The following is a 21135-nucleotide window of genomic DNA, read 5'->3' on the forward strand; positions in this document are numbered from 1 at the left end:
CCCCCGCATCGCGGTCCCGCCTACTGGATCACGACGTCGAAGAGGCGGGGCCCGTCGCTTCGACTGGCAAGCGCGTCGCGGAGTTCGTCCGGCCGCGTGATCACGGACGCCGGAACCCCGAACCCCTGGGCGACGCTGGGGATGTCGACGACCGGCGCGTCGAGATCCATGCCGATCAGTCGTTCCGCCGGGACGGCGCCGCCTTTGTAGGTCGCCATCCCATCCTTCAGCACCTGGTAGGCGCGGTTGTCCATCACCAACACCGTGACCGGCACCCGGTATCGGGCCGCGGTCCACAGCGCCTGTACCGTGTACATCAGCGACCCGTCCCCGATCGTGCAGATCACCCGACGGTCCGGCCACGCCATCTGGGCGCCCAGGCTGGCCGGAAGGCCGAGCCCCAGCGATCCGGCGGCGAGCCCCAGGTAGGCCTGCTCCGAGCGGAACGGCAGGTATCGGTCGATGATCCGGGCGGCGGTGATCGCTTCATCGACGATCGTCACGGAGTCGTCCATCGCCTCCCCGAGCGTCCGGTACACGAACTCCTGGGTCATCCGCGCCCCCGCCGCCGGAGGGGCGGCCGCCGCCAGCCATCCTTCCTCGCGCCGGTTTCGTTCCCGCCGGACCTGCGCCGTCCGCGCCGCGGCTTCCCGCCGGCCTTCCGCGGTCATGCGCTCCCCGAGTCTGGCGGCCACGCTCGGCAAGATCGCGGCCAAGTCCCCGACGACTCCGAGCGTGACCGGGAGGTTCTTGCCGATCTCCCAGGCGTCCGGATCAATGTGGATCACCGAGGTCTGCGGCGAAAGCCGCACGGGCGGTGTGTACAGGAGTCCTGCAAATTTGCGCGCCCCCGCGACGAGGACGACGTCGGCGTCACCCAGTTCCGCACGCAGTTGGGTGAGCGACAGCCCGATCATGCCCAGGTACTGCGGATGATCCGTCGGGAACACGGACCGGACGGGCAGCCGCTCGCCGTAGGCTCGGGCCCCGGTCAGCTCCGCGATCCGGACGAGCGCCGTTCGGGCCTCCGGGGTCGCCGCCGAGGCGCCGACGATGAGGACGGGCCGGTGCGCGCGCGCCAGCGAATCGGCGATCCGGTCGAGCACCGCAGGGGGCGGCGCGCTGCCTCCGGCCACCTCGATCCACGGCGCGGGATCGCCCGCCTCCTCGTCCAGGCAGTCCATCGGCAGCGACAGAAACACCGGGCCGGCGGGGGGCGCCGCGGCGGTCTTGAACGCTCTCGCCAGCGCGATCGGGATGTCCGCGCCGGTTCGAGCCTCGTACGACCATTTCGTGAAGCCCGAGGCCAGGCGCGCGAGGTCGCTCCACAGCGCGGGTTCCTGGAGCATCAGCCGGCGGTCCACCTGACCGGCGGTGACCACCATCGGGGTCTTGGCCCGGCAGGCGTTGAAGATGTTGCCGAGCCCGTTGGCCACCCCCGGGGTGATGTGGAGGTTGACGAACGCCGGCGCCCCGGTCGCCTGAGCGTAGCCGTAGGCCATGCCGACGGGGATCGCATCTTGGAGCGCCAGGACGTACGTGATGTCGGGGTAGTCGGCGAACATCTCCATGAAATTGAGCTCGGTCGTGCCGGGGTTGCCGAAGACGTAACGGATCCCGCGATCCCGGAGCATCTCGAACAGCGCGGTCTTCGCCTGCATCAGCCGCTCACCCCCGCAGCTTGTGGTACAGCTCCTCGAACCCCGGTCGAGAGAAGCCAGAGCCCTGGCAGTAGCCGATGAGCTGCCGCTCCACGCGGTCCACTTTTTCCACGCCCTCGGCGATCCGGCCCGCGATCTCCAGCGGGATCGAGATGATCCCGTGCTGGTCCCCGTGCAGCAGATCCCCCGTCCGGACGGTCAACCCCCCCACCTGCACCGGCCCCCCGATCTCCACGAGGTGCACGTAGGCGTGGGAGACGGAGACGCTTCCGGCGAAGAAGTGGAACCCGAGCGCGCGGACCTCGTCCAGATCGCGCACTGAGCCGTTGGTGATCGTGCCGACGCAGCCGAGAGCCCGGTGGATGTTGCTCTGCACATCGCCCCAAAACGCGCCGACTCCCGGCGGGTCATCGAGATCCTGAATGACCACGATGCGGGGCGCGGGGATCTCCTCCACCGCCCGCCAGGAGGCGGGGCGAAGGGCGGCCGCCTCGGGGGGCGCGGCCGCGCTCGCGCGGATCGTGGCCGTGAACGCGTACCCGACCATCGTCCCGAGCTCGGGGAAGAGACAGCGGATCTGGCTCGACATGAACCCGGCCGTTCGTGGGCGGACGTTGAAGGTTTCGATCGCGTTGGCGATCGTCGGGCTTGAGTACAGCCGGAGTTCGGCCAGGCGGTCGGGCGGGAGAGGATCGGCCATGAGCGCCTCCACTGCGCGTGTCGTGAGATGCCGCCGAGACATTCTCGCGGGGATTCGACGTCCCCTTCCCCCGCGGGCCGGGGCGAGGGCGGCGTGATGCCTCAATGGCAGCGGAACCTCTACGCGATCTGGTCGGCGCAGTTTTTGGCGATGGTCGGGCTCACCCTGATCGTCCCGTTTCTGCCCTTCTACATCCGCTCGCTTGGGGTCTCGACCGTGCAGGACGTGGAGCGGTGGAGCGGGTTTCTGTTTGCGGCCCCGTTCCTGGTCCAGACTCTGGCCGCGCCGCTGTGGGGGGTGCTCGGCGATCGCTACGGCCGGAAGATGATGGTGATGCGGGCGATGCTCGGAATCGGCGTGACCAATATGCTCTCGGCGCTGGTGCAGCGCCCGGGGCAGTTGGTGGCCCTCCGTGCCGTCCAGGGCGGCGTGTCCGGGTTCGTCGCGGCGGGCAACGCGCTGGTCACGGTGGCCATCCCACCGGACCGTATGGGCGCCGCGCTGGGAGTCCTTCAGACATCGTTGACGGCGGGGGGGATCATCGGGCCGCTGATCGGCGGCGCCCTCGCCGACGCCGTCGGCTACCGGAACGTGTTCGTCATCACCGGGGGGATGTGCTGGGTCGCCGCCGGGGTCGTCCTCCGCGGGGCCCACGAGGAGGCTCCGCCCGCCCACGCCCGGCGCGCCGGACCGGGCGTGGGGGCAAATCTGGCGCACTTCTTCCGCTCCCCGGCCCTGCGGACGACCGGGATGCTCCTCTGCACGAGCCAGATCGCGATCATGTGCGTCGAGCCGATCTTCGCGGTCTACGTGAGCACCCTCGGCGTGCCGCCGGAGCGGGCGGCGACCGTGGCCGGGGTGCTCTTTTCCGTCACCGGGTTCACCTCGATGCTCGGGGCCCCGCTGTGGGGGCGGATGGCCGACCGGGGCGGAGAGCGGCGGGTCCTGCTGCTGACATTGTGCGGATCGGCGCTGGCCTATGCCGCGCAGGCGTTCGCGCAGACCCCGGTTGAGCTCTTCGTCTTCCGGGCGGCCCTCGGGTTTTTCATGGGCGGCATGCTGCCGCCCCTGTACGCGATCGTGGTCCGATCGGCGCCGCCGGACCGGCTGGGCGGGATCATGGGGCTCACCAGCAGCTCGATCATGCTGGGAAGCGTGATCGGGCCGCTGGTGGGCGGGTTGCTATCCGCGGCCATCGGCATTCGCTGGATCTTTGCCGTCGCGGCGGTGGTGATGGGGATCTCCGCCCTGGGGTCTCGCGGACTGGGGCGGTCCTCCGACACCGAGCCCGCACCGCCGTGAGTCGGATTCCGCCTCGCTACCCCTGGCCGCAGAGGGCTTTCGCCAGGGCCGCGACCGCCTCCGGGGTGGGGACGGTCAGGTCCTCCAAGACGGGGGAGAACGGCACGGGGACGTTCATCGCCCCCAGCCGCTTGACCGGGGCGTCCAGGTAGTCGAACGCGCCGTCCGCGATCAACGAGGCGATTTCCGCCGTCACCCCGTACTGCTGGTATCCTTCATCGACCACGATCGCCCGCCCGGTCTTCCGCACCGAGGCGATGATCGTCTCGCCGTCGAGCGGCAGCAGGGTGCGGGGGTCGACGATTTCGGCGCTGATCCCATCTTCTTCGAGGAGCCGCGCGGCCTGGAGGGCGGTGTGCACCATGCTGCTGGTGGCGACGATCGTGACGTCGGTCCCCGGCCGCTTGATGTCGGCGACCCCGAATGGGACGGTGTGGTCGCCGTCCGGGACGGGTCCGCGGAGCGAGTACATCATCTTGTCCTCGAAGAAGACGACGGGATTGTCGTCGCGGATGGCGGTCTTGAGCAGGCCCTTGGCGTCCGCCGGAGTGGACGGCAGCGCCACCTTCAGCCCGGGGACGTGGGCGACCCACGCGTAGAGGCTCTGGCTGTGTTGCGCCGCGGACCGACGGGTCGCGCCCATCGTGGTGCGAACCACCAGCGGCGCGCGGAGTTTGCCGCCGGACATGTAGTGCACCTTCGCCGCCTGGTTGGCGATTTGGTCCATGGCCAGCGTCAAGAAGTCGCCGAACATGATGTCGATGACCGGCCGCATCCCGGTCATCGCCGCGCCGACCCCGATCCCGGTGATGCCCGCTTCCGAGATCGGCGAGTCGATCACCCGCTCCCGCCCGAACTCGTCCACGAGCCCGCTCAGCACCTTGAACACCGTTCCCGCCTCGGCGACGTCCTCGCCGACGATAAACACCCGCGGGTCGCGGCGCATCTCCTCCGCGAGTGCCTCCCGGATCGCCTGCCCAAAGGTAACCTCCCGCATCCCCGCCGGCCCGCCCCCGGCCGGGGCCTGCTCCTGTCTAAGCATAGACATCTTCGGTCACCTCGCTCGGGTCGGGGTAGGGGGCTTGGAGCGCGAAGGCCACCCCCGCCTCGATCTCGGTCCGGGCGCCGTCCTCGATCCGCTCCAGCGCGGCGGCGTCCGCCATCCGCTGCTGGATCAGCCACAGCCCCAGCAGCCGGACCGGATCTCGGTCGTGCGTCCAGGCCTGCTCCTCCTCGGCTGCGCGGTAGGAGGCCCGGTTGATGTCGCCGACGTGGTGACCGCGAAACCGGTAGGTGTGGCAGATCAGAAACGCCGGTCCCTCGCCCCGGCGCGCCCGCTCCACGGCGGGGAGCGCGGCCGCGTGGACGGCCCGCACGTCCTGGCCGTCGACCTCTTCGGTGCTCACCCCCCACGCCGCCGGACGCGCCTTGGGATCCCCCGCGGTGACCTCGGAGGCGGCGGTGTATTCCCCGAATCGGTTGTGCTCGCAGACGTAGATGACGGGGAGTTTCCACAGGGACGCCATGTTCATCGCTTCATACAGCAACCCCTGATTGAGGGCGCCGTCGCCGAAGAAACAGACCGCGACCTGGTCGGTCGCCCGCATCTTGGCGGAGAGGGCGGCCCCGGCGGCGATCCCGGTGCTGCCCCCCACAATGGCGTTCGCGCCGAGGTTACCGGTCTCCGGATCGGCGATATGCATCGAGCCGCCCTTGCCCCGGCAATACCCCGCCGCCTTTCCCAGCAGCTCGGCAAACATCCGGTCCGGCGCCGCGCCCTTGGCGAGGCAGTGCCCGTGGCCGCGGTGGGTGCTGGTGATGTAGTCGTCGCGCCGCAGGGCCTGGCAGATCCCCACCGCGACGGCCTCCTCGCCGATGTAGAGATGCGCGAGCCCGGGCATCTTCCCGCCCGTGTACAGTTCGTTGACCTGCTCCTCGAACAGCCGGATCCGCAGCATCTGCCGGTACATCTCGAGCCCTTGATCCCGGGTCACGCCCGGCGATGGGCGTCCGTGGACTCCGAGCTCCATCGTCCTCACCCCCACCGTATCGGGTCCTGCCGGGCCGCCCCAGGGGCGGGACGGCCCTCGACCGATCTCAACAGCGTTGCGAGTTTCGCGCGTCCGCCCGAGGGGGCGGCCCCCACCCCCGGTGCGCTAGCCGTATCCCGCGATCTCCGCGCCCGCGGCGTTCAACGCCGCCACGACGCGGTTCATCCCGCGCAGCAGCGTGGTCTGGATCACCCGCGCCTCGTGGGAACCGGTCGCGTACTGCGCGAGGTCGACCGCGGGGGCGAGATCGGGGAGCGGAGGGATCGGAACCGCAGGGTCGTGCCGGAACCGGGCGTCGCGGGTGAAGTTGAGCGGGATCAGGATGCGCGCCAGCCGGCGGATCACGGCGCAGGCGCGCTGGGCCCGCTCGTCTCGCACCGGGCGGTGGTGCAGCTCCTCGGTGCGCCGGTAAAACCCGTCGAGCTCACCCCAGAGGCGCTCCAGCGCGGCCCGTGCCGGGGCCAAATCGAACGCTCCCCCGGCCCGGCGCTGGTAATCTTCCAGCGTGCGGCCGAACTCCTCCGCCACCAGCCGGAAATCGAACGGATGCACCGGCGCGTTGAGGACGCGGAGGAGGGAGGTGACGTAGACGCGCAGGTCCTTCATCAAAATCTCCGTATCGAGGAGATCCAACGTGTCGTCTTCGGTGTGCCACTGGATGTTGGCGCCGCATCCACCGACCGCGTAGTATCCCTTCTCCTTGCGCAGCGCTTCGGGCATCGTCGAGAGCAGCATGTAGAAGCTCGTGATGCCGATGTTGTTGAACGAATAATCCCCCGCCTGGTGCGGTCGTTCCCCCTCCGCCGCTTGGCCCACCGCGTCGTGGATCGCCGCCCTGCACAGCGGGGCGGCCTCGTTCATCCAGGAGATCCCCGTGTACTCGGTCGCCCACCGGCAGCCCGGGGAGTCGATGTTGATCTGGGCCAGGCAGCGCTCGTCGAGTTCGTGCGCGAAGGTGTCCGCGTACCAGGTCGACCCCGCATACCGCCCGGTGGAGTGCCCGGGCCACCACGCCACGCGGACGGTGCGCCGGAGGTGCTGGCGGTGCTTCCAGAACACCCGCGCCAGCTCCATCAGCGTGGCGTCGCCGGTGGCGTTGTCGCCGATCCCGACGTGCCAGGAATCGATGTGTCCGTGCACCAGCGCGAAGTGCTTGGGATCCTCGGTCCCCGGGATCTCGGCGACCAGCACGGGGCACCGCTTCCACCCTTCGTCCAGCTTGGTCTTGACCGCGACCTCGACCGGGCCCGCCTCCACCTGCGCCTTGAGCGCCAGCCCGTCGGCATGGTTGATCGCCACCACCGGGATCGCGGGTTTTCGCCCGATCGAATCGAGGTCGGGTGCGCCCCAGATGGTCGTGCAGATGCCCTCGTGGATCGCCTGCCCGGGGTTGATGAAGACGAGCGCCTTGGCCCCCAGCGCCGCCAGGTCGGCAACTTTCTTGGGCATGGGCATCCCTTCCGTGAGGACGATCTTCCCTTCGATCTCCTTCCGGCCGGCCCGGACGTTTGAGTCAAACAGGCTCTCGGTGTCCGCCGCATAGCCGGTGGAGACGTACACGACCCGCCCACGGACCGATTTGCGCCCGGTGGACGCGGAGAAGGCGGGCGTCTTGGCGCGCAGGCTCCGCGGCGCCGGGGTGCGGACCTCGAGCGTCGCCGACTTGGGAACGCTCAGGAACAGCTCGGGCTCGTGGAGGGTATGCGGGACCCCCCAGGCCTTCAGGCGCCCGGCGATGTACCGCGCGGCCGTCCATTCATCGCGGCTCCCCGACTCGCGGACCAGGGTGCTGAAGCGGTCGATCAGCGCCCGCGGGCCGTCGAGCGAGAGCGACTGCATCACCTGCTGCTCGACTTCGGAATCTCCTGCCACCGCCATTGTCATCGTCCGTCCTCCTTCGTCGCTCCGGTGTCGTTCAGTGCGCCGGTCCGTAGAGGTGGCACGCCGCCCGCTGCTTCGGCCCCACGACGGTCAGCGGCGGGGTCGTCGTCCGGCAGATCGGCATGACGTGAGGGCATCGGTCCGTGAACGGGCAGCCGACCGCCGGGCCGATGGGGGTCGGGACGTGTTCGGGGGCGGCGATGTCCGGGGTGGGGCGGGTGGGATCAGGCACCGGCGCGGCGGCGAGCAGGAGTTGTGTGTACGGATGCTTGGGCCGGGTGAGGACCGCGTCGGTGGGGCCAACCTCCGCCACGCTGCCCAGATACATGATCATGGTGGTGTCGCAGACGTACCGGACGAGGGAGAGGTCGTGAGAGATGTACACCGTCGTCAGGCGGCGCGCGCGGCTGATCGTCCGCATCAGGTTGAGCACGCCCGCACGCACCGAGACATCGAGCATCGAGACGGGCTCGTCCGCCACCAAGAAGATCGGGTCGACCATCAGCGCCCGGGCCAGGCCGACCCGTTGCAGCTGCCCCCCGGAGAGCTGGTGGGGGAACTTGTCCAGGAATGCCTCCGGCGGGTGCAGGTGCACTTGGCCGAGGGCGGCGACGACGCGGTCGAGTCGGTCCGCTCGTGTGCCGATGCCGTGGATGATCAAGGGTTCCATCAGCGCCCGCCCGATCGTGAAGCGTGGGTTGACCGCCTCGTAGGGATTCTGCAGCATCAGCTGTGCCTGACGCCGGAAGGCGAGGAGCGCGGGGCCGGCGAGCGTGCTGAGATCCACGTCATCGAACAGGATCCGCCCGGCCGTCGGGGTGAGCAGCCGCAACAGGAGCCGGGCCAGGGTGGTTTTGCCGCACCCGCTCTCGCCGGCGATCCCGAGCGACGATCCCCGGGGGATCGCCACCGACACGCCGTCCACGCCGCGAAGGTACTCGCCGGGCGCCCGCCGGCCGAAGAGCCCTCGGCGGAGCGGGAAGTATTTCTGGACCGCCTCGGTGACCACGAGCGGCCCGGCGGCGCCCGCGGGTGCCGCTCCGGGCGCCTCTAGAGTGCTGGGACGCGCCATCGCTGGGCCTCCTGAGCCTGTCCTCGCAGCGTCTCCGCCTCTTCGGCGCGGTGGCAGGCCGCCCAGCGGCCGGGTTCGAGCTCCCGCAGCGGCGGGGACTCCACCAGACACGGTTCGACGGCGAACGGACACCGTGGGGCGAAGCGGCATCCCGGGGGCGGGTTCAGGAGGTCGGGGGGGACTCCCTCGACGGGGATCAGGGTCTCTTGGGGGTGCACCAGGTTGGGGAACGAGTTCTGCAGCCCCATCATGTACGGGTGGCGCGCCCGCGCGAACACGTCGCGCGTGGGGCCGACCTCGACGATCTTCCCCGCGTACATCACGGCCATCCGGTCGCAGGTCTGGGCGATGACCGAGATGTCGTGGGTGATGAGGAGCACGCTCAGCGAGAGCGTTTCCTTGAGATCGCGGAGTCGACGCAGGATGTGGTGCTGGACGACCACGTCGAGCGCCGTGACGGGCTCATCCGCCACCAGCAGGCGGGGTTTGAGCGCCAGGGCCAGCGCGATCGCGGCGCGTTGCTTCATGCCCCCGGAGAGCTCGTGCGGGTAGCCGGCCAGCCGGTGCCGGTCCAGCCCCACCAGATCGCACAGGTCTCCGGCCCGGGCGCGTGCCGCCGCGCGGGTCAGGCCGCCCGTGATCGTGAGCACCTCGGCAAACTGATCGCCGAGCCGGTACACCGGGTCGAGCGAGTCCATCGCCGCCTGCGGGACCATGGCGATCTCGCGCCAGCGGTAGGGGCGCATCTCGACCTCGGAGAGCGCGGCGAGATCGACCCCGCCGAAGACCATCCGGCCGCCGGCGATCCGCCCGTTCCGCGGCAGGACCCGGATGATCGCGCGGCCGAGCGTGGTCTTCCCGCAGCCGCTCTCCCCGACCAGGCCGAGCACCTCGCCCTCCTGGATCTCCAGCGTGACTCCGTCCACCGCGGCGCTCACGCCTCGCGCGGTGCGGTATTCAACCCGGAGGTCCTCGAGCGTGAGGAGCCCCACTACTGGCGCCTCAAGCGGGGGAAGAGCAGTTCCTCGTATCCGCGGCTGATGAAGTAGCCCGCCATCACCACGAGCATGATGCAGATGCCGGGCGGGACGAACCAGTTGTACTGGCCGCTGCTCAGCGCTTGGGAGATGTAGGCGTCTTGCAGCATGTATCCCCACGAGATGCGCATGGGATCCCCGAACCCCAGGAAGCTCACCGCCGCCTCGGTGAGGATTGCCCACCCCACGGCGAGCGAGCCGTAGAGCAGGGCGATCGGCAGGACGTTCGGCGCAATGTGGACCAGCATCAGCCGGCGCGGGGAGCTCCCCAGCACCCGCGCCGCCTCGACGAACCCGCGCTCGCGGAGGGTCAGGACCTGGGCGCGCACCACGCGCGCGGTGTCCTTCCAGAGCAGCAGCGCCATCGTCAACACGATGTTCCACAGGCTCGGCCCCAGGAACGCCACGAGGACGATCACCAGCGGGAGGAACGGGATGCCGAAGGCGACATCCGCCAGCCGCATCAGGACCGCGTCGACCCATCCCCCGTAGAAGCCCGCCACGATGCCCACGACCGTGCCGATCAGCGCGACGAAGAACGCCGCGACGAAGCCGACGGTGAGGGCCGGCCGCGCCCCGTAGACGAGCTGGGTGAAGATGTCGCGGCCGACATTGGTGGTGCCGAGGAGAAACGTCCCGCCGGGGGGTTGGTTCGACATCAGCTGGTCGCCCTGCATGATGGTCTGCTGGGGGTCGAACGATGAGAGCAGCGGCGCCGCCATCGCAACCGCGATGAACAAGGCGTACAGGCAGACGCCGGCGAGGGCGAACCGGTCGTGCTGCAGCACCCCCCACGTGTTCCCCATCGCGCGCCGCCAGCCGGCGAGCCGGGGGACGAGGGGCCGGGGGAGCGCCTGAGCGCTACCGCTTCGCATAGGAGACCCGAGGGTCGAGCCACGTGTAGACGAGATCGGCCGCCAGGTTCATCAAAATTGCCACCGCGGCGATGAGGAGAAACGCGCCCTGCGCCAGGGGGTAATCCTTGGCCGCGACCGCCTTGACGAGGAGCCGTCCCAGCCCCGGCCAGCTGAACACGTTCTCCACCACGACATCCCCCCCCAAGCTGTAGCCGACGACCAGCGCGAACGCGGTCACGACCGGCAACAGCGCGTTGCGCGCCGCGTGGCGCAGGAGGATCCGTCGCTCCGGCAGCCCCTTCATCCGGGCCATGACGACGAATTCCTCCTCCATCACATCCAGCATGTTGCTGCGCATCAGGAGGAGGGGAAGCCCCTGGAGGTATACCACGAGGGTCACCAGGGGGAGCGTGAGGTGGCGCAGGAAGGCGGGGCTGGTGAGCTGCTGCCACAGCGAGGTGTAGGCCGCCCCCGCGTCCGCGGTGCCGGACGACGGGAACCAGGAAAAGGTAAACGAGAAGACCGCCAGCAGGATCATGCCCACCCAGAACTCCGGCGCCGCCCGCAGGGCGAGGGCCACGGGGATGCCCACCGATTCCACAGCGGTCGCCCGCTTCCAGGCGAGGAAGGCTCCCGAGATCGTGCCGAGCACGAACGCGATGATGACCGCCCCAAGCGTGAGGATCAGCGTGTTCGGCAGCATCTGCCAGACGAGTTGGGAGACCGAGGTCCGGTAGAAGAACGACACGCCCAGATCCCCCGTGGCGGAGGCCTTCAGGAAGATCAGGTATTGCTGCCACAGCGGCAGGTCCAGGCCGAACTCGTGGATGAGCGCCCGCTGCTGCTCCATCGTGAAAGTCGGATCGATGTAGGCGACCAGCGGGTTCCCCGGCATCAGGCGAAAGATCAAGAAGAGGATCGTCGCGATCACCCAGAGCACGAGCAGCATCTGGGCCAGGCGTTGGGCGATCCAGCGGGTCGAGGAGCGCTTCATGCGCGTAGTCCCCACGCCCGGCGGCACCACGGCCGCCGGGCGTGGGAGTGGCTACCGGGTGACGTTGTTACCGGGCGACGTCCAGCGTCTCGGACTTGTTCGCCGGGTAGAGTAGGTGTCCCTGAGCGTCCCATTCGTACCCGGCCTTCTTCAGCAGGTCCCTGGCGGCCTGGATGTTGTGCGGGTACTGGGGTAGACCGGGTGCGTGCCAGTACTCCAGGGCCTTGCTGACCGGGGAGTCGGCCAACTCGCCGTAGCCCTTGAAGGCCACCAGGCGGATCATCGTCCGATCGATGGCCATGGTGAGGGCTTGGCGGAAGGTCACGTCATTGAACGGCGGGCGCCGCTCGTTGTAACCGATGAACTGGAAGCCGATGTCCGTCGACGCCACCACGGTGATCTTGGGGTCCTGGCGGCTCAACCGGCTGAGGACCATCGGATCTCCCAGGTAGTCGGAGAGGAAGTTGATCTCGCCGTTTCGGAGGCCGCCCAGCGAGGCCTCCACGTTCGAGACGGTGCGGAGGATCCACCGGTGCATCTTCGGCGCCGCCCAATGGTCGGGGTTGGCCTCCAGCACCACTTCCTGATTCTTCGTCCAGGACACGAACTTGAACGGGCCCGAGCCGATCGGTGTCTTCTCCTGGAGGAACTCGGCGTTGTCTTTCTTCCCCTCCAGGCTCTGCAGCATCGGGGCCCAGACGTGCTGCGGGATCAGGTTCACCTTCCCGAGGGTGGAGGTGACGAAGGACGCCGCGGGTTTCTCCAAGGTGAACCGGAGCGTCGTGGGGTTGACCTTCTTGATGTCGGCGATGTTGGCGACGAACGGCTTGTACATCGGGACCTTATCGCCCTTCGGCGCGATGAAGGAGAAGATGACGTCATCGGCCGTCACCGGCGCCCCGTCGTGCCACTTCATCCCCGGCCGCAGCGTGACATCGATCGTGGTCGGGCTGACCCACTTGAAGGCGCTGGCGGCCCAAGGCCGGGGCAGTCCGTCCGGCCCGATCCGCACCAGGCGGTCCCAGATCAGCTCGGTGATCCACGAATCCACCTTGCCGCTGATGTACAGTGGGTTGATGGCCTTGACTGGATCTTGGGCGTTGAGGACCATGTCCTTCTGGGTGCCCTTGGGCGTGGCCTGGTCGAACGTCCAGAAGTTCTTGATCCCGATCCCTTTCTGATCGACGATCGTTTTCGGATCCCACACCTGATTGTTGTAGGCGTAGAGGGACTTCGGGTTCACCAGGAGCGTGTACGGCTGTTCCTCGGCCAGCTTCTGCTGGGCCTTGTCGATGAGCGTGCGGCGCGCTTTGGTGTCGGTCGCCACGCGCTGCTCCTGCGCCAGCGAATCGTACTGGGGATCGGTAAACCCGACGAAGTTGTACCCGTCCTTGGCGGTGCTTGACGAGAACAGGTTGAACAGGACCTCATCCGGATCGGAACGTTCCGGGCGGCCGACCATCTGCCAGGTGGTCATGTCCCACTTCTCGCGGCTGTACCAGACGTAGTCGGACAGCTGCTCCCACGGCATGGGCCGCACCGTGACCTTGAGCCCGAGTTGGCGCATCCCCTCGGCGGCGATCCGGGCGGACTCGTACTGCTGGGGGTCCTGCGCCTGGGGCCAGGTGACCAGCACCAGTTCACGGATCTGACGGTTGGCCTGCGCGTTCGTGGGGGACACCGCCATGCCCCCGAGAAGCGCTCCGATGACAAAGAGCACGAGGCCTTGCATGAACCTGTGGTTACCCATGACGCCCTCCTCTAAGTTGTCCGAGAACCGTGGGGTAGAACAACCGGGTACGACGGTACACGATTTACACATCGTCCCCGCTGGATCCTGCGCCGCTCCCGGGCGGGGGGGAGGGGTCCCCCGCGGCGGGGGCCGGCGGCCCTCCCCGGGGAGGGAGGAGCCTGGCGGCCGGCGGCATATTCTGAGGGTGGAACATTCCATGGTCAGCGGATTCTTCGGGTTTGCGGCGCGCCGGGTGGTGTCGGCGATTCCCACGCTCTTTGGGGTGACCGTGATCGTGTTCTTCATGGTGCGCGCCCTCCCCGGCGATCCGGCGCGGCTGCTGGCCGGGGTGCTGGCGACCGACGACGAAGTTCGCCATCTCCGGATACAGTTGGGTTTGACCCGCCCGGTGGTCGTGCAGTACGAACTGTTCTTGGACCACGTGGTGCACGGCGACCTCGGCAAGTCCATTAGGACCCAGGCTCCGGTCGTCGACGAGATCGCGAGCCGGCTGCCGCAAACGGCGATCCTCGCCGCCACGGCGACGGTGGTGGCCGGCGTGCTGGGGGTGGCGTCCGGGATCCTCGTCAGCACGCGGAAGTACACATCGCTCGACTATCTGGTGACGGTCCTGGCGCTCGCGGGCGTGAGTATCCCGGTCTATTGGTTGGGATTGATGCTGATGCTCGTCTTTGCGGTGTTCCTGCACCTGGTGCCGGCGGGCGGAGCGAACGGGCCGCTGAGCCTCATCCTGCCGTCGATCACCCTCGCCGCGTTCAGCATCGCGATCATCGAGCGGATGACGCGGAGCAGCATGCTCGAAACCCTCCAGCAGGACTTTGTGCGCACGGCCCGGGCGAAGGGGCTGCGGAACCGTGTCGTCGTCTACCGCCACGCCCTCCGCAACGCCTTGATCCCGGTGGTCACGGTGCTGGGACTCCAATTCGGCGCGCTGCTCGGCGGAGCGATTCTCACCGAGACCACGTTCGCCTGGCCCGGGATCGGCCGGCTGCTCGTGGACGCCATCGCCGCCCGAGATTACCCGATCATTCAGGGCGTGGTCCTGCTGTTTGCCGTCACGTTCATGGTGGTGAATCTCTTGGTGGACATCCTCTATGGCTACATCGATCCCCGCATCAAGTACGGCTAGGGCCGCGCGGGACCGGTCGTTCAGCCACCCGCTCGAGGTCATCGGGCGGCTGGGGCGAAATCGGATTGCCCTCGCCGGCCTCGTGATCCTCGTCGTCATGCTGGGGGCCTCCGCCCTTGCGGGTGTGATCCTTCCCTACGGCCCCGACACCGCGGACCTGACGGCGACGTTGCACCCCCCCACCTGGGCCCATCCCTTCGGCACCGACCAGCTGGGGCGGGACATCATGACCCGGGTCGTCTACGGGGGACGGATCTCGCTGGTGATCGGGGTTCTCGCCGTCGCGCTGAGCGCGGCGATCGGCGTGCCGCTGGGCATCCTCTCGGGGTTTTACGCCGGCGCGATCGACACCGTGATCCAGCGGATCGTCGATGTGATGCTGGCGTTTCCGGGGTTCCTGCTCGCCTTGACGTTGATCAGCGTGCTGGGGGTCGGGCTGATCAACGTGGTCATCAGCGTCGGCATCGCCTCGGTGCCGATCTACGTCCGGCTGGTCCGCGGGGTGGCGCTGACCATCCGCGAGATGACGTACGTGGAGTCGGCGAGGGCGCTCGGCCAGCGCGACCGCCTGATCATGTTCCGCCACGTGCTCCCGAACGCCGCCCCTCCGATCGTGGTGCAGTCCTCGTTGCAGCTGGGGGCCGCGATCCTCACCGCCGCCGGGCTCGGCTTTCTCGGGCTGGGGGTCAAGCCGCCCACCCCAGAGTGGGGTACGATGCTGGGCGAGGCGCAGACCTATCTGCTCTCATCGTGGTTCATCGCCCCCTTCCCCGGGCTGGCGATCTTCCTCGCGGTGATGGCCTTCAATCTGCTCGGCGACGGGCTGCGCGACGCGCTCGATCCGCGGATGAAGGTGCTCTGATCTCCGCACGGTGGTCGTCGGGCGGAGACCGCCTACCCGCCGCGGCCGCCCAGCGATCCTTCCAGGCGGGACTTGGCGCGCGGCCACTCCTCGCGCAGGATGCTGAAGTACACCGAGTCCCGCAGGTGCCCATCGGGCATGATCCGATGGTGCCGCAGGACGCCCTCGCGCACGCCGCCGATTCGTTCGATCGCCTGTTGGGAGCGGACGTTGCGGAGATCGGTCTTCAGTTGGACCCGGATCGCCTCGAGGGTTTCGAAGCAGTGCTGGAGCAGCAGGTATTTGCACTCGGTGTTGATGGACGTGCGCCACACGTCCGGCGATAACCACGTCCATCCGATTTCGATCCCTCGGTGCGCCGGCGTGATCTCCAAGAAGCGGGTGCTGCCGACGACCCGGGCCGCCGGCCGATCGACGATCACGAAGGGCAGTTCGCTCCCACCCTCACGGGCGTGCAGCGCCTCGCGCACCAGCCGGCGCATGTCGTCGATCGTCCGGATCCGCATCGGCATGTAAGTCCAGATCTCATCGCTCCGCCCGGCGTCGAAGAGCGGCTCCGCGTGCGCAGGCTCCATGGGGATGAGCGTGACCCGGGTTCCGGTCAGGGTGACGGGGTGGACGTCCAAGACGGTTTCCCTCGCTTCGGGGTTCGCCGATGCCGGTGATACTCTTCTGCGTCCGTCTCCTTCCGCCCCCTCCTCGGGAGATCGGCCGCGCCGCGGCGCATTGACACGCCGATGTCCCGCGTGCCAATATGGGACCGGCAATCGAACAGAGGTTCGGTATCAAGAGAATCCAGAGGGCTCCTGATGCCTTCGCCTGAACGCCTCATCGTTCACGTGGACATGGACGCGTTCTATGCCTCGATCGAGGTGCGGGACAACCCGCACTATCGGGGCCTCCCCGTGGTGGTGGGCGGGGCCCCGGGCGGGCGCGGGGTCGTTGCCGCCGCCTCCTACGAAGCCCGCCGGTACGGGATTAAATCGGCCATGCCGTCGCGCGAGGCGTTTGCGCGCTGCCCGCAGGCCCTGTTCCTTTCCATGGATATGGCCAAGTACCGAGCGGTTTCCGACCAGCTCTTCGAAATTCTCGACACCTTCACCCCCCGGGTCGAACGGATGTCGATCGATGAGGCGTTCCTTGATCTGACAGGATGTCCGGCGCTGCGTGAGGGCGAGGCGGACCCCCGCGGCGCGCCCCTGGCGACCGCGCGGACGATCAAAGCCCGGATCGGCGAGGCGCTGCGCCTCCCCGTCTCCGTCGGCGCGGCGCCCAATAAATTTCTGGCCAAGCTAGCCGCCGAACTCGCCAAGCCCGACGGCGCTCGGGCGATTCGGGCGGAGGAGGCGGAGGGGGTGCTCGCGCCGTTGCCGGTCACCGTGCTGTTGGGCGTTGGCGCGCAGACCCGTCAGCGGCTGGGGGCCATCGGGATTCACACCGTCGGCGACCTCCAACGAACCCCCACCTCGGTTCTGCGCGCGTCCATCGGGGTGTCGGCCGAATACCTGGCTCAGCTGAGCCGCGGGGTCGATGACCGCCGGGTCGAGGTCTCGCGGGAGACCAAGTCCGTGGGGCGGGAGACCACCTTCGAGGAGGACACCGCCAGCCGAGAGGTGCTCGATCGCACCCTCGGGATGCTCGCGGAGGACGTGGGGCGGGCCCTCCGCGGCGAGGGGCTCGGGGGGCGAACCGTCACGCTGAAGGTGCGCTACGACAACTTCCGCACGCTGACGCGGAACCTGACGCTGCCGGCGCAGACCCAGTCCGGCGCGGTGGTGTATCGCGCCGCCGTGGGCCTGCTCGACCGCCTGGGGCCGCTTCCCCGGGCGGTGCGGCTCATCGGGGTCACCGTGTCCTCGTTGGCCCGGGCCGACCTCGCGCAGGTATCGCTGTTCGGCGAGGACGACCACCAGGCGCAGATCGACGAGGTCGTGGACGCGATCAACGAGCGGTTCGGCGAGGGAACCGTGCGTCAGGCGAGGGCGTTCGACGCCGAGGACGAGGGGCCCGCGGGGTAGCGCCGGCGGCCGACGAGACGGTAGGGAGGGGTGACCTCCCCCGCTAGTCGCTCGCCTGGAGGGCCGATTCCTTCAAGACGCCGATGAACGGGAGATGACGGTATCGCTCCCGGTAGTCCAGGCCGTACCCCACGAGGAAGCGATCCGGGACCTCGAAACCGCGATACGCGATCGGCAGCTCCTCGAGGATACGCCGGCGCGGCCGGTCCAGCAGCGTGCAGATCTGCAGACTCGCCGGCGACCGTGCCTGCAGGAGGCGCAGCAGGTAGCCGGCGGTGAGGCCCGTGTCGATGATGTCCTCGACGAGCACGACGTGGCGGCCGGTGATCTCAACGTCGAGGTCCTTGATCAGCCGCACGACCCCGCTCTGGGCCGGCGCGCTCCCGTAGCTTGTGACCGCCATGAAGTCCACCTCGATCGGGATCTCGATGGCGCGGCTGAGGTCCGTGAGGAAGTAGACCGCGCCTTTCAGAACCGAGATCAGGAGGGGAGGGTGGGGGGCGTAGTCCCGGGAGATATCGCGAGCGAGTTCAACGACCCGGGCGGCGATCTGCTCCCTGGTGAAGAGGGTCTCTTCGATGTCCTGTGCGGTACCCGTCACCCCGCGGCGGCCGTGGAGCGGAGTCCGTACTTGAGCAGGAGCTGCCGGTAGTCCTTATTGTAGAAGATCTTCAGGTGAACATGGGGGTACAACTCGCGCAGCCGACGGATCTTGCGGTTCTTTTTGGTCACCAGGCTCTGCTTGAGCGTGGTCAGCTCAATGTAGAGGTCGTGGTCGGGAAGGTAGAAGTCCGGGTTGAAGCTCTCGATCACGCGGCCGCGGGCGTCCCAGGCGAGGGGGAAGCTTTGGGGTTCGTATCGCCAACGGATCCCGTAAAAATCGAGGATCTTCGCGAACTCCGCTTCGCTCGCGTGAGCGAAGCGCACGCCGTCAGCCGCGCTGCTCTTGGAGGACTTCACCGATACAGCCAGTTCCTCTCGCCTCGCCGCACTGAACCCACCGTCCGCGCCTAGTATAGCCGCGGACGCAGAAATAATCAAGAAACGGGACGGGATCCCCCTCGCTTCATCGCGGAAACGCAGGTGGGACGGGGCATCGCCGCGTGTGAGGGACGCGGTCGCCCGTCCCAAGGAAAGCATCGCCAGGGCGCCGAACGCATGCTACTATTACGGGAGGAGCTCGTGTGATGACAACCCCGAATGCGGGATCCCAGGTGGATCCGCAGGCCTCAGATCAGGAGCTTGAGCGTCTCCTCCAACAGCTCAAGAGCGCCGATGTCACGCTGCGCAGCGACGCGGCCCACGCGCTCGGGAAACTGGCGGATGAGCGTTCGGCGACTGCTCTCGCCGAGGCGCTACGCGATTCGGACGAGTACGTCCGGAAAAGCGCGGTGATGGCGTTGCGCCGGATTGGCGGCCCGAAGGCGATGGAGGCCATGCGCATCGCGCTCGCCGATCGATCCGAGCAGGTGTGCCTGCAGGCGGTCAAGGGGCTGGGGGAGCTTCGGGACGCCGGCGCCGTCGAGTTGCTGATCAAGGTGCTCGCCAGACGGGAGCGCTCGCTGGTCGCCGCGTCCACCGAGGCGCTGTCGCGCATCGGCCCCGAAGCGGTGCCGCACCTGATGGAGGCCTTCAAAGACCGCTACCTCCGCCGGCGGATCGGTCCGCAGATTTGGCGCATTTTGGCGGAGATGGGACCGCGAGTGATCGACCCCCTGATCGACGCGCTCGCCGACGACAACTACTACGTCCGGCTGACGGCGCTGACCATCTTGGGGAGGATCGGCGACAAGCGGGTCGCCGAGCCGATTCTTCGGGTGTTCCTGAGTGACCCCCGGCTGCAGGAGACCGTCGTGGGGACGATCGGCCGGCTGGAGGATCGCGGAGCCCTGGTGCTGCCCCCCGGCGACCGCGAGGTGGTGCTGCCCGTCGAGGTGGTCCAAGCCTTCGCCCAGGAAGATCGGGAGTCGGTCATCGCCGTGTTGACCACCGCGATGGAGAACCCCAGCGTGAAGGTTCGTCGGTTCTCGCTGCGGGTCTTGTATGGTCTCCTCGAGGACGCTACCTTTGAGCACCTTCTGCGGTACCTGGCGGACGACGATCCCGACGTCAAGCGGCTGGTCATTCGCCTCCTGAGCAAACTGCGAGACAAGCGCGTGATCGACCCATTGATCGACCTCCTCCTGAAGGACGGCGCGCAGGTCGAGGAGGCGATTTGGGAGGCGCTGAAGGTGCTGACCAACCTGCACGAATACGAAGAACTGCGAAAGCGCGTGGCCCACGAGAAGGCCGGTACGCGTCCTGTGGTCAAGACCTATAAGAAGAAGGACGTGTCCCCGGACTGGTGGCGCGATCAAGACTGAGATCGCCCCGGGCGGACGGACCGCGGCGTTGCCGCCCGGCCCTCCGTCCTCCACGGTCCGCATGAGCGCAACGCCCCCCCGCAGCGAGTACGTTGTCGCGGGCGCCACGATTCGGATCCTCGCCGGCGATATCACCACGCTCGCCTGCGACGCGATCGTGAACGCGGCGAACGACCGGCTGTGGATGGGCGGCGGTGTCGCCGGCGCAATCAAGCGGCGCGGGGGTGTGGAGATCGAGCAGGAGGCGGTCCGCCAGGGGCCCGTGTCCATCGGCGAGGCCGTGGCCTCCGGGGCGGGGCGGCTGCCGGCGCGTTACGTGATCCACGCGGTGACGATGGGCCAGGATCTCGTCACGAGCGGGCGGGGGATTCGTGCCGCAACCCGGAGCGCCCTTCGGTTGGCCGAACAGCTGAGTCTGCAGTCCGTGGCCCTGCCCGCGCTCGGCACCGGCGTGGGAGGGTTTCCGTTCGACCGGGCGGCGGCGGCGATGCTGGACGAGATCGTCGCGCATCTCTCGGCAGGCAGCCGGCTGCTGGAGGTGGTGCTCGTTCTGTACGATCCCCACGCGCATACCGCATTTGTCCAGACCTTGGATCGGCTGGCCCGCGGCGGCGGGACGACGCGGCCCGCCTGATGCGCGTGCTTCTGACCAACGACGACGGCCTCCACTCGCCGGGACTGCTCGCGCTCGCCCGGGCGATGCCCGCGGCGGCGGACACCTTCGTGGTCGCCCCCGAGCACGAACGCAGCGCGGCGAGCCACGCGATCACCCTCCACAAGCCCCTGCGCGCCGTGCGGACCGTGTTCGGCGAGACCGGGCTGGCGGCGTGGGCGACGAATGGGACCCCGGCGGACTGCGTCGTGTTGGCGGTGCTCGACCTGCTCGGCGCCCCCCCCGATGTCGTTGTCTCGGGGATCAATGCGGGCGCCAACCTGGGCATGGATCTCATCTACTCCGGGACGGTCTCGGGGGCCGTGGAGGCGACGCTGTTCGGGATCGCCGCCATCGCCGTCTCCGTCGCCTCGTTTAAGGAGATCCACTGGGAGCCGGCGGCGGCGTACGCCGCGCACCTGGCCCAAGAGGTCGCGCGGAGGGGGCTGCCCCGGGACACCTTTTTGAACGTCAACGTCCCCAACCTCCCCGCCGATCAGATCCGAGGCGTCGAGATCACCCGGCAGAGTTCGCGGCGATACGTGAGTCGGCTGGAGAAGCGAGCGGATCCACGCGGCCGCGACTACTACTGGCTGACCGGAACCGCGGAGGCGGGGACCAACGAGCCCGGGACCGACGCCTGGGCGGTGGCGGAAGGGCGGATTTCGGTGACCCCGCTGCGGTTGGACATGACCCACGAGGAAATGCGCCCGATGTTCCGGCCGTGGAATCTCAAGGGGCCATTTCCGTGATCCGCGGGCACCGCGACGGTTCCGCGAACGGCGTCGCCGCCCCGCCGCCGG

20 protein-coding genes are annotated in these 21135 nt (G+C 68.6%); 7 read left to right on the forward strand and 13 right to left on the reverse strand.

Translation table 11 applies throughout. From position 1 onward, the window contains the following. Positions 1-20: 20 nt before the first annotated feature. Together VKV57_09630 and VKV57_09635 are read right to left on the reverse strand one after the other, a co-directional pair. A complete protein-coding gene (locus VKV57_09630) occupies positions 21-1661 on the reverse strand; it encodes a thiamine pyrophosphate-binding protein (GenBank protein HLW60163.1) in 1641 nt (546 codons plus the stop codon). 7 nt (positions 1662-1668) lie between these two features. After that, entirely contained in the window at positions 1669-2361 is a 693-nt protein-coding gene (locus tag VKV57_09635; GenBank protein ID HLW60164.1) for an RraA family protein, read from the reverse strand. Positions 2362-2457: 96 nt separating this feature from the next. Here VKV57_09635 and VKV57_09640 point away from each other — a divergent pair, with 96 nt between their 5' ends. Beyond that, positions 2458-3663 (forward strand): MFS transporter, encoded by a 1206-nt coding sequence (locus VKV57_09640; protein ID HLW60165.1) that lies wholly within the window; start codon positions 2458-2460, stop codon positions 3661-3663. 16 nt (positions 3664-3679) lie between these two features. Here the strand turns inward: VKV57_09640 and VKV57_09645 are convergent, their stop codons facing one another. The 8 genes from VKV57_09645 to VKV57_09680 all read right to left on the reverse strand — a co-directional run bounded on the left by VKV57_09645 (position 3680) and on the right by VKV57_09680 (position 13305). Continuing rightward, complete coding sequence (locus tag VKV57_09645) at positions 3680-4660, reverse strand: alpha-ketoacid dehydrogenase subunit beta (protein HLW60166.1); 981 nt, start codon at positions 4658-4660, stop codon at positions 3680-3682. Between the two features lie 37 nt (positions 4661-4697). After that, positions 4698-5693 (reverse strand): thiamine pyrophosphate-dependent enzyme, encoded by a 996-nt coding sequence (locus tag VKV57_09650; protein HLW60167.1) that lies wholly within the window; start codon positions 5691-5693, stop codon positions 4698-4700. 126 nt (positions 5694-5819) lie between these two features. After that, positions 5820-7598, reverse strand: coding sequence for a M28 family peptidase (locus tag VKV57_09655; GenBank protein HLW60168.1), 1779 nt, complete (start codon positions 7596-7598; stop codon positions 5820-5822). 31 nt (positions 7599-7629) lie between these two features. Further along, positions 7630-8667: an oligopeptide/dipeptide ABC transporter ATP-binding protein gene (locus VKV57_09660; GenBank protein HLW60169.1), complete on the reverse strand. Its 1038-nt coding sequence runs from the start codon at positions 8665-8667 to the stop codon at positions 7630-7632. Then, on the reverse strand, positions 8646-9659 hold the full coding sequence (locus VKV57_09665; GenBank protein ID HLW60170.1) for an ABC transporter ATP-binding protein: 1014 nt from the start codon (positions 9657-9659) through the stop codon (positions 8646-8648). Before VKV57_09665 ends, VKV57_09660 begins: the two co-directional genes overlap by 22 nt. Beyond that, positions 9659-10579 (reverse strand): ABC transporter permease, encoded by a 921-nt coding sequence (locus VKV57_09670; GenBank protein ID HLW60171.1) that lies wholly within the window; start codon positions 10577-10579, stop codon positions 9659-9661. Before VKV57_09670 ends, VKV57_09665 begins: the two co-directional genes overlap by 1 nt. After that, on the reverse strand, positions 10566-11555 hold the full coding sequence (locus VKV57_09675; GenBank protein ID HLW60172.1) for an ABC transporter permease: 990 nt from the start codon (positions 11553-11555) through the stop codon (positions 10566-10568). Before VKV57_09675 ends, VKV57_09670 begins: the two co-directional genes overlap by 14 nt. 67 nt (positions 11556-11622) lie before the next feature. Beyond that, complete coding sequence (locus VKV57_09680) at positions 11623-13305, reverse strand: ABC transporter substrate-binding protein (protein ID HLW60173.1); 1683 nt, start codon at positions 13303-13305, stop codon at positions 11623-11625. Between the two features lie 199 nt (positions 13306-13504). Here VKV57_09680 and VKV57_09685 point away from each other — a divergent pair, with 199 nt between their 5' ends. Next, on the forward strand, positions 13505-14437 hold the full coding sequence (locus tag VKV57_09685) for an ABC transporter permease (GenBank protein ID HLW60174.1): 933 nt from the start codon (positions 13505-13507) through the stop codon (positions 14435-14437). Then, positions 14403-15299, forward strand: a complete 897-nt coding sequence (locus VKV57_09690) for an ABC transporter permease (protein HLW60175.1) — start codon at positions 14403-14405, stop codon at positions 15297-15299. The genes VKV57_09685 and VKV57_09690 overlap by 35 nt, the downstream gene beginning before the upstream one ends. Positions 15300-15331: 32 nt before the next feature. Here VKV57_09690 and VKV57_09695 read toward each other — a convergent pair whose 3' ends face one another. After that, positions 15332-15925 (reverse strand): GNAT family protein, encoded by a 594-nt coding sequence (locus tag VKV57_09695; GenBank protein HLW60176.1) that lies wholly within the window; start codon positions 15923-15925, stop codon positions 15332-15334. A gap of 183 nt (positions 15926-16108) precedes the next feature. On the opposite strand from VKV57_09695, the gene dinB reads away from it, so the two are divergent. Continuing rightward, the gene (gene dinB, locus VKV57_09700; protein HLW60177.1) at positions 16109-17317 is read left to right on the forward strand and encodes a DNA polymerase IV; all 1209 of its coding nucleotides are present in this window, start codon (positions 16109-16111) and stop codon (positions 17315-17317) included. Between the two features lie 43 nt (positions 17318-17360). Here dinB and hpt read toward each other — a convergent pair whose 3' ends face one another. Then, entirely contained in the window at positions 17361-17918 is a 558-nt protein-coding gene (gene hpt, locus VKV57_09705) for a hypoxanthine phosphoribosyltransferase (GenBank protein HLW60178.1), read from the reverse strand. Beyond that, entirely contained in the window at positions 17915-18277 is a 363-nt protein-coding gene (locus VKV57_09710) for a hypothetical protein (protein HLW60179.1), read from the reverse strand. The genes hpt and VKV57_09710 overlap by 4 nt, the downstream gene beginning before the upstream one ends. 227 nt (positions 18278-18504) lie before the next feature. Here VKV57_09710 and VKV57_09715 point away from each other — a divergent pair, with 227 nt between their 5' ends. The 3 genes from VKV57_09715 (at position 18505) to surE (ending at position 21084) form a co-directional block, all read left to right on the forward strand. Beyond that, positions 18505-19680 (forward strand): HEAT repeat domain-containing protein, encoded by a 1176-nt coding sequence (locus VKV57_09715; protein ID HLW60180.1) that lies wholly within the window; start codon positions 18505-18507, stop codon positions 19678-19680. A gap of 61 nt (positions 19681-19741) precedes the next feature. After that, positions 19742-20314, forward strand: coding sequence for a macro domain-containing protein (locus tag VKV57_09720; GenBank protein ID HLW60181.1), 573 nt, complete (start codon positions 19742-19744; stop codon positions 20312-20314). Continuing rightward, positions 20314-21084 carry a 5'/3'-nucleotidase SurE gene (gene surE, locus VKV57_09725; GenBank protein ID HLW60182.1) on the forward strand — a complete coding sequence of 257 codons (771 nt, stop codon included), beginning with the start codon at positions 20314-20316 and terminating at the stop codon, positions 21082-21084. The genes VKV57_09720 and surE overlap by 1 nt, the downstream gene beginning before the upstream one ends. Positions 21085-21135: the final 51 nt, after the last annotated feature.

Source organism: bacterium (assembly GCA_035307765.1).
GTDB lineage: Bacteria > Sysuimicrobiota > Sysuimicrobiia > Sysuimicrobiales > Segetimicrobiaceae > Segetimicrobium.

Excerpts from the sequence above, each read along its gene's own strand:
- VKV57_09630 (HLW60163.1), bottom strand. The coding sequence starts at position 1,661 with ATGCAGGCGAAGACCGCGCTGTTCGAGATGCTCCGGGATCGCGGGATC.
- VKV57_09635 (HLW60164.1), bottom strand. The coding sequence starts at position 2,361 with ATGGCCGATCCTCTCCCGCCCGACCGCCTGGCCGAACTCCGGCTGTAC.
- VKV57_09640 (HLW60165.1), top strand. The coding sequence starts at position 2,458 with ATGCCTCAATGGCAGCGGAACCTCTACGCGATCTGGTCGGCGCAGTTT.
- VKV57_09645 (HLW60166.1), bottom strand. The coding sequence starts at position 4,660 with ATGCGGGAGGTTACCTTTGGGCAGGCGATCCGGGAGGCACTCGCGGAG.
- VKV57_09650 (HLW60167.1), bottom strand. The coding sequence starts at position 5,693 with ATGGAGCTCGGAGTCCACGGACGCCCATCGCCGGGCGTGACCCGGGAT.
- VKV57_09655 (HLW60168.1), bottom strand. The coding sequence starts at position 7,598 with ATGACAATGGCGGTGGCAGGAGATTCCGAAGTCGAGCAGCAGGTGATG.
- VKV57_09660 (HLW60169.1), bottom strand. The coding sequence starts at position 8,667 with ATGGCGCGTCCCAGCACTCTAGAGGCGCCCGGAGCGGCACCCGCGGGC.
- VKV57_09670 (HLW60171.1), bottom strand. The coding sequence starts at position 10,579 with ATGCGAAGCGGTAGCGCTCAGGCGCTCCCCCGGCCCCTCGTCCCCCGG.
- VKV57_09675 (HLW60172.1), bottom strand. The coding sequence starts at position 11,555 with ATGAAGCGCTCCTCGACCCGCTGGATCGCCCAACGCCTGGCCCAGATG.
- VKV57_09680 (HLW60173.1), bottom strand. The coding sequence starts at position 13,305 with ATGGGTAACCACAGGTTCATGCAAGGCCTCGTGCTCTTTGTCATCGGA.
- VKV57_09685 (HLW60174.1), top strand. The coding sequence starts at position 13,505 with ATGGTCAGCGGATTCTTCGGGTTTGCGGCGCGCCGGGTGGTGTCGGCG.
- VKV57_09690 (HLW60175.1), top strand. The coding sequence starts at position 14,403 with ATGGCTACATCGATCCCCGCATCAAGTACGGCTAGGGCCGCGCGGGAC.
- dinB (HLW60177.1), top strand. The coding sequence starts at position 16,109 with ATGCCTTCGCCTGAACGCCTCATCGTTCACGTGGACATGGACGCGTTC.
- VKV57_09715 (HLW60180.1), top strand. The coding sequence starts at position 18,505 with ATGACAACCCCGAATGCGGGATCCCAGGTGGATCCGCAGGCCTCAGAT.
- VKV57_09720 (HLW60181.1), top strand. The coding sequence starts at position 19,742 with ATGAGCGCAACGCCCCCCCGCAGCGAGTACGTTGTCGCGGGCGCCACG.
- surE (HLW60182.1), top strand. The coding sequence starts at position 20,314 with ATGCGCGTGCTTCTGACCAACGACGACGGCCTCCACTCGCCGGGACTG.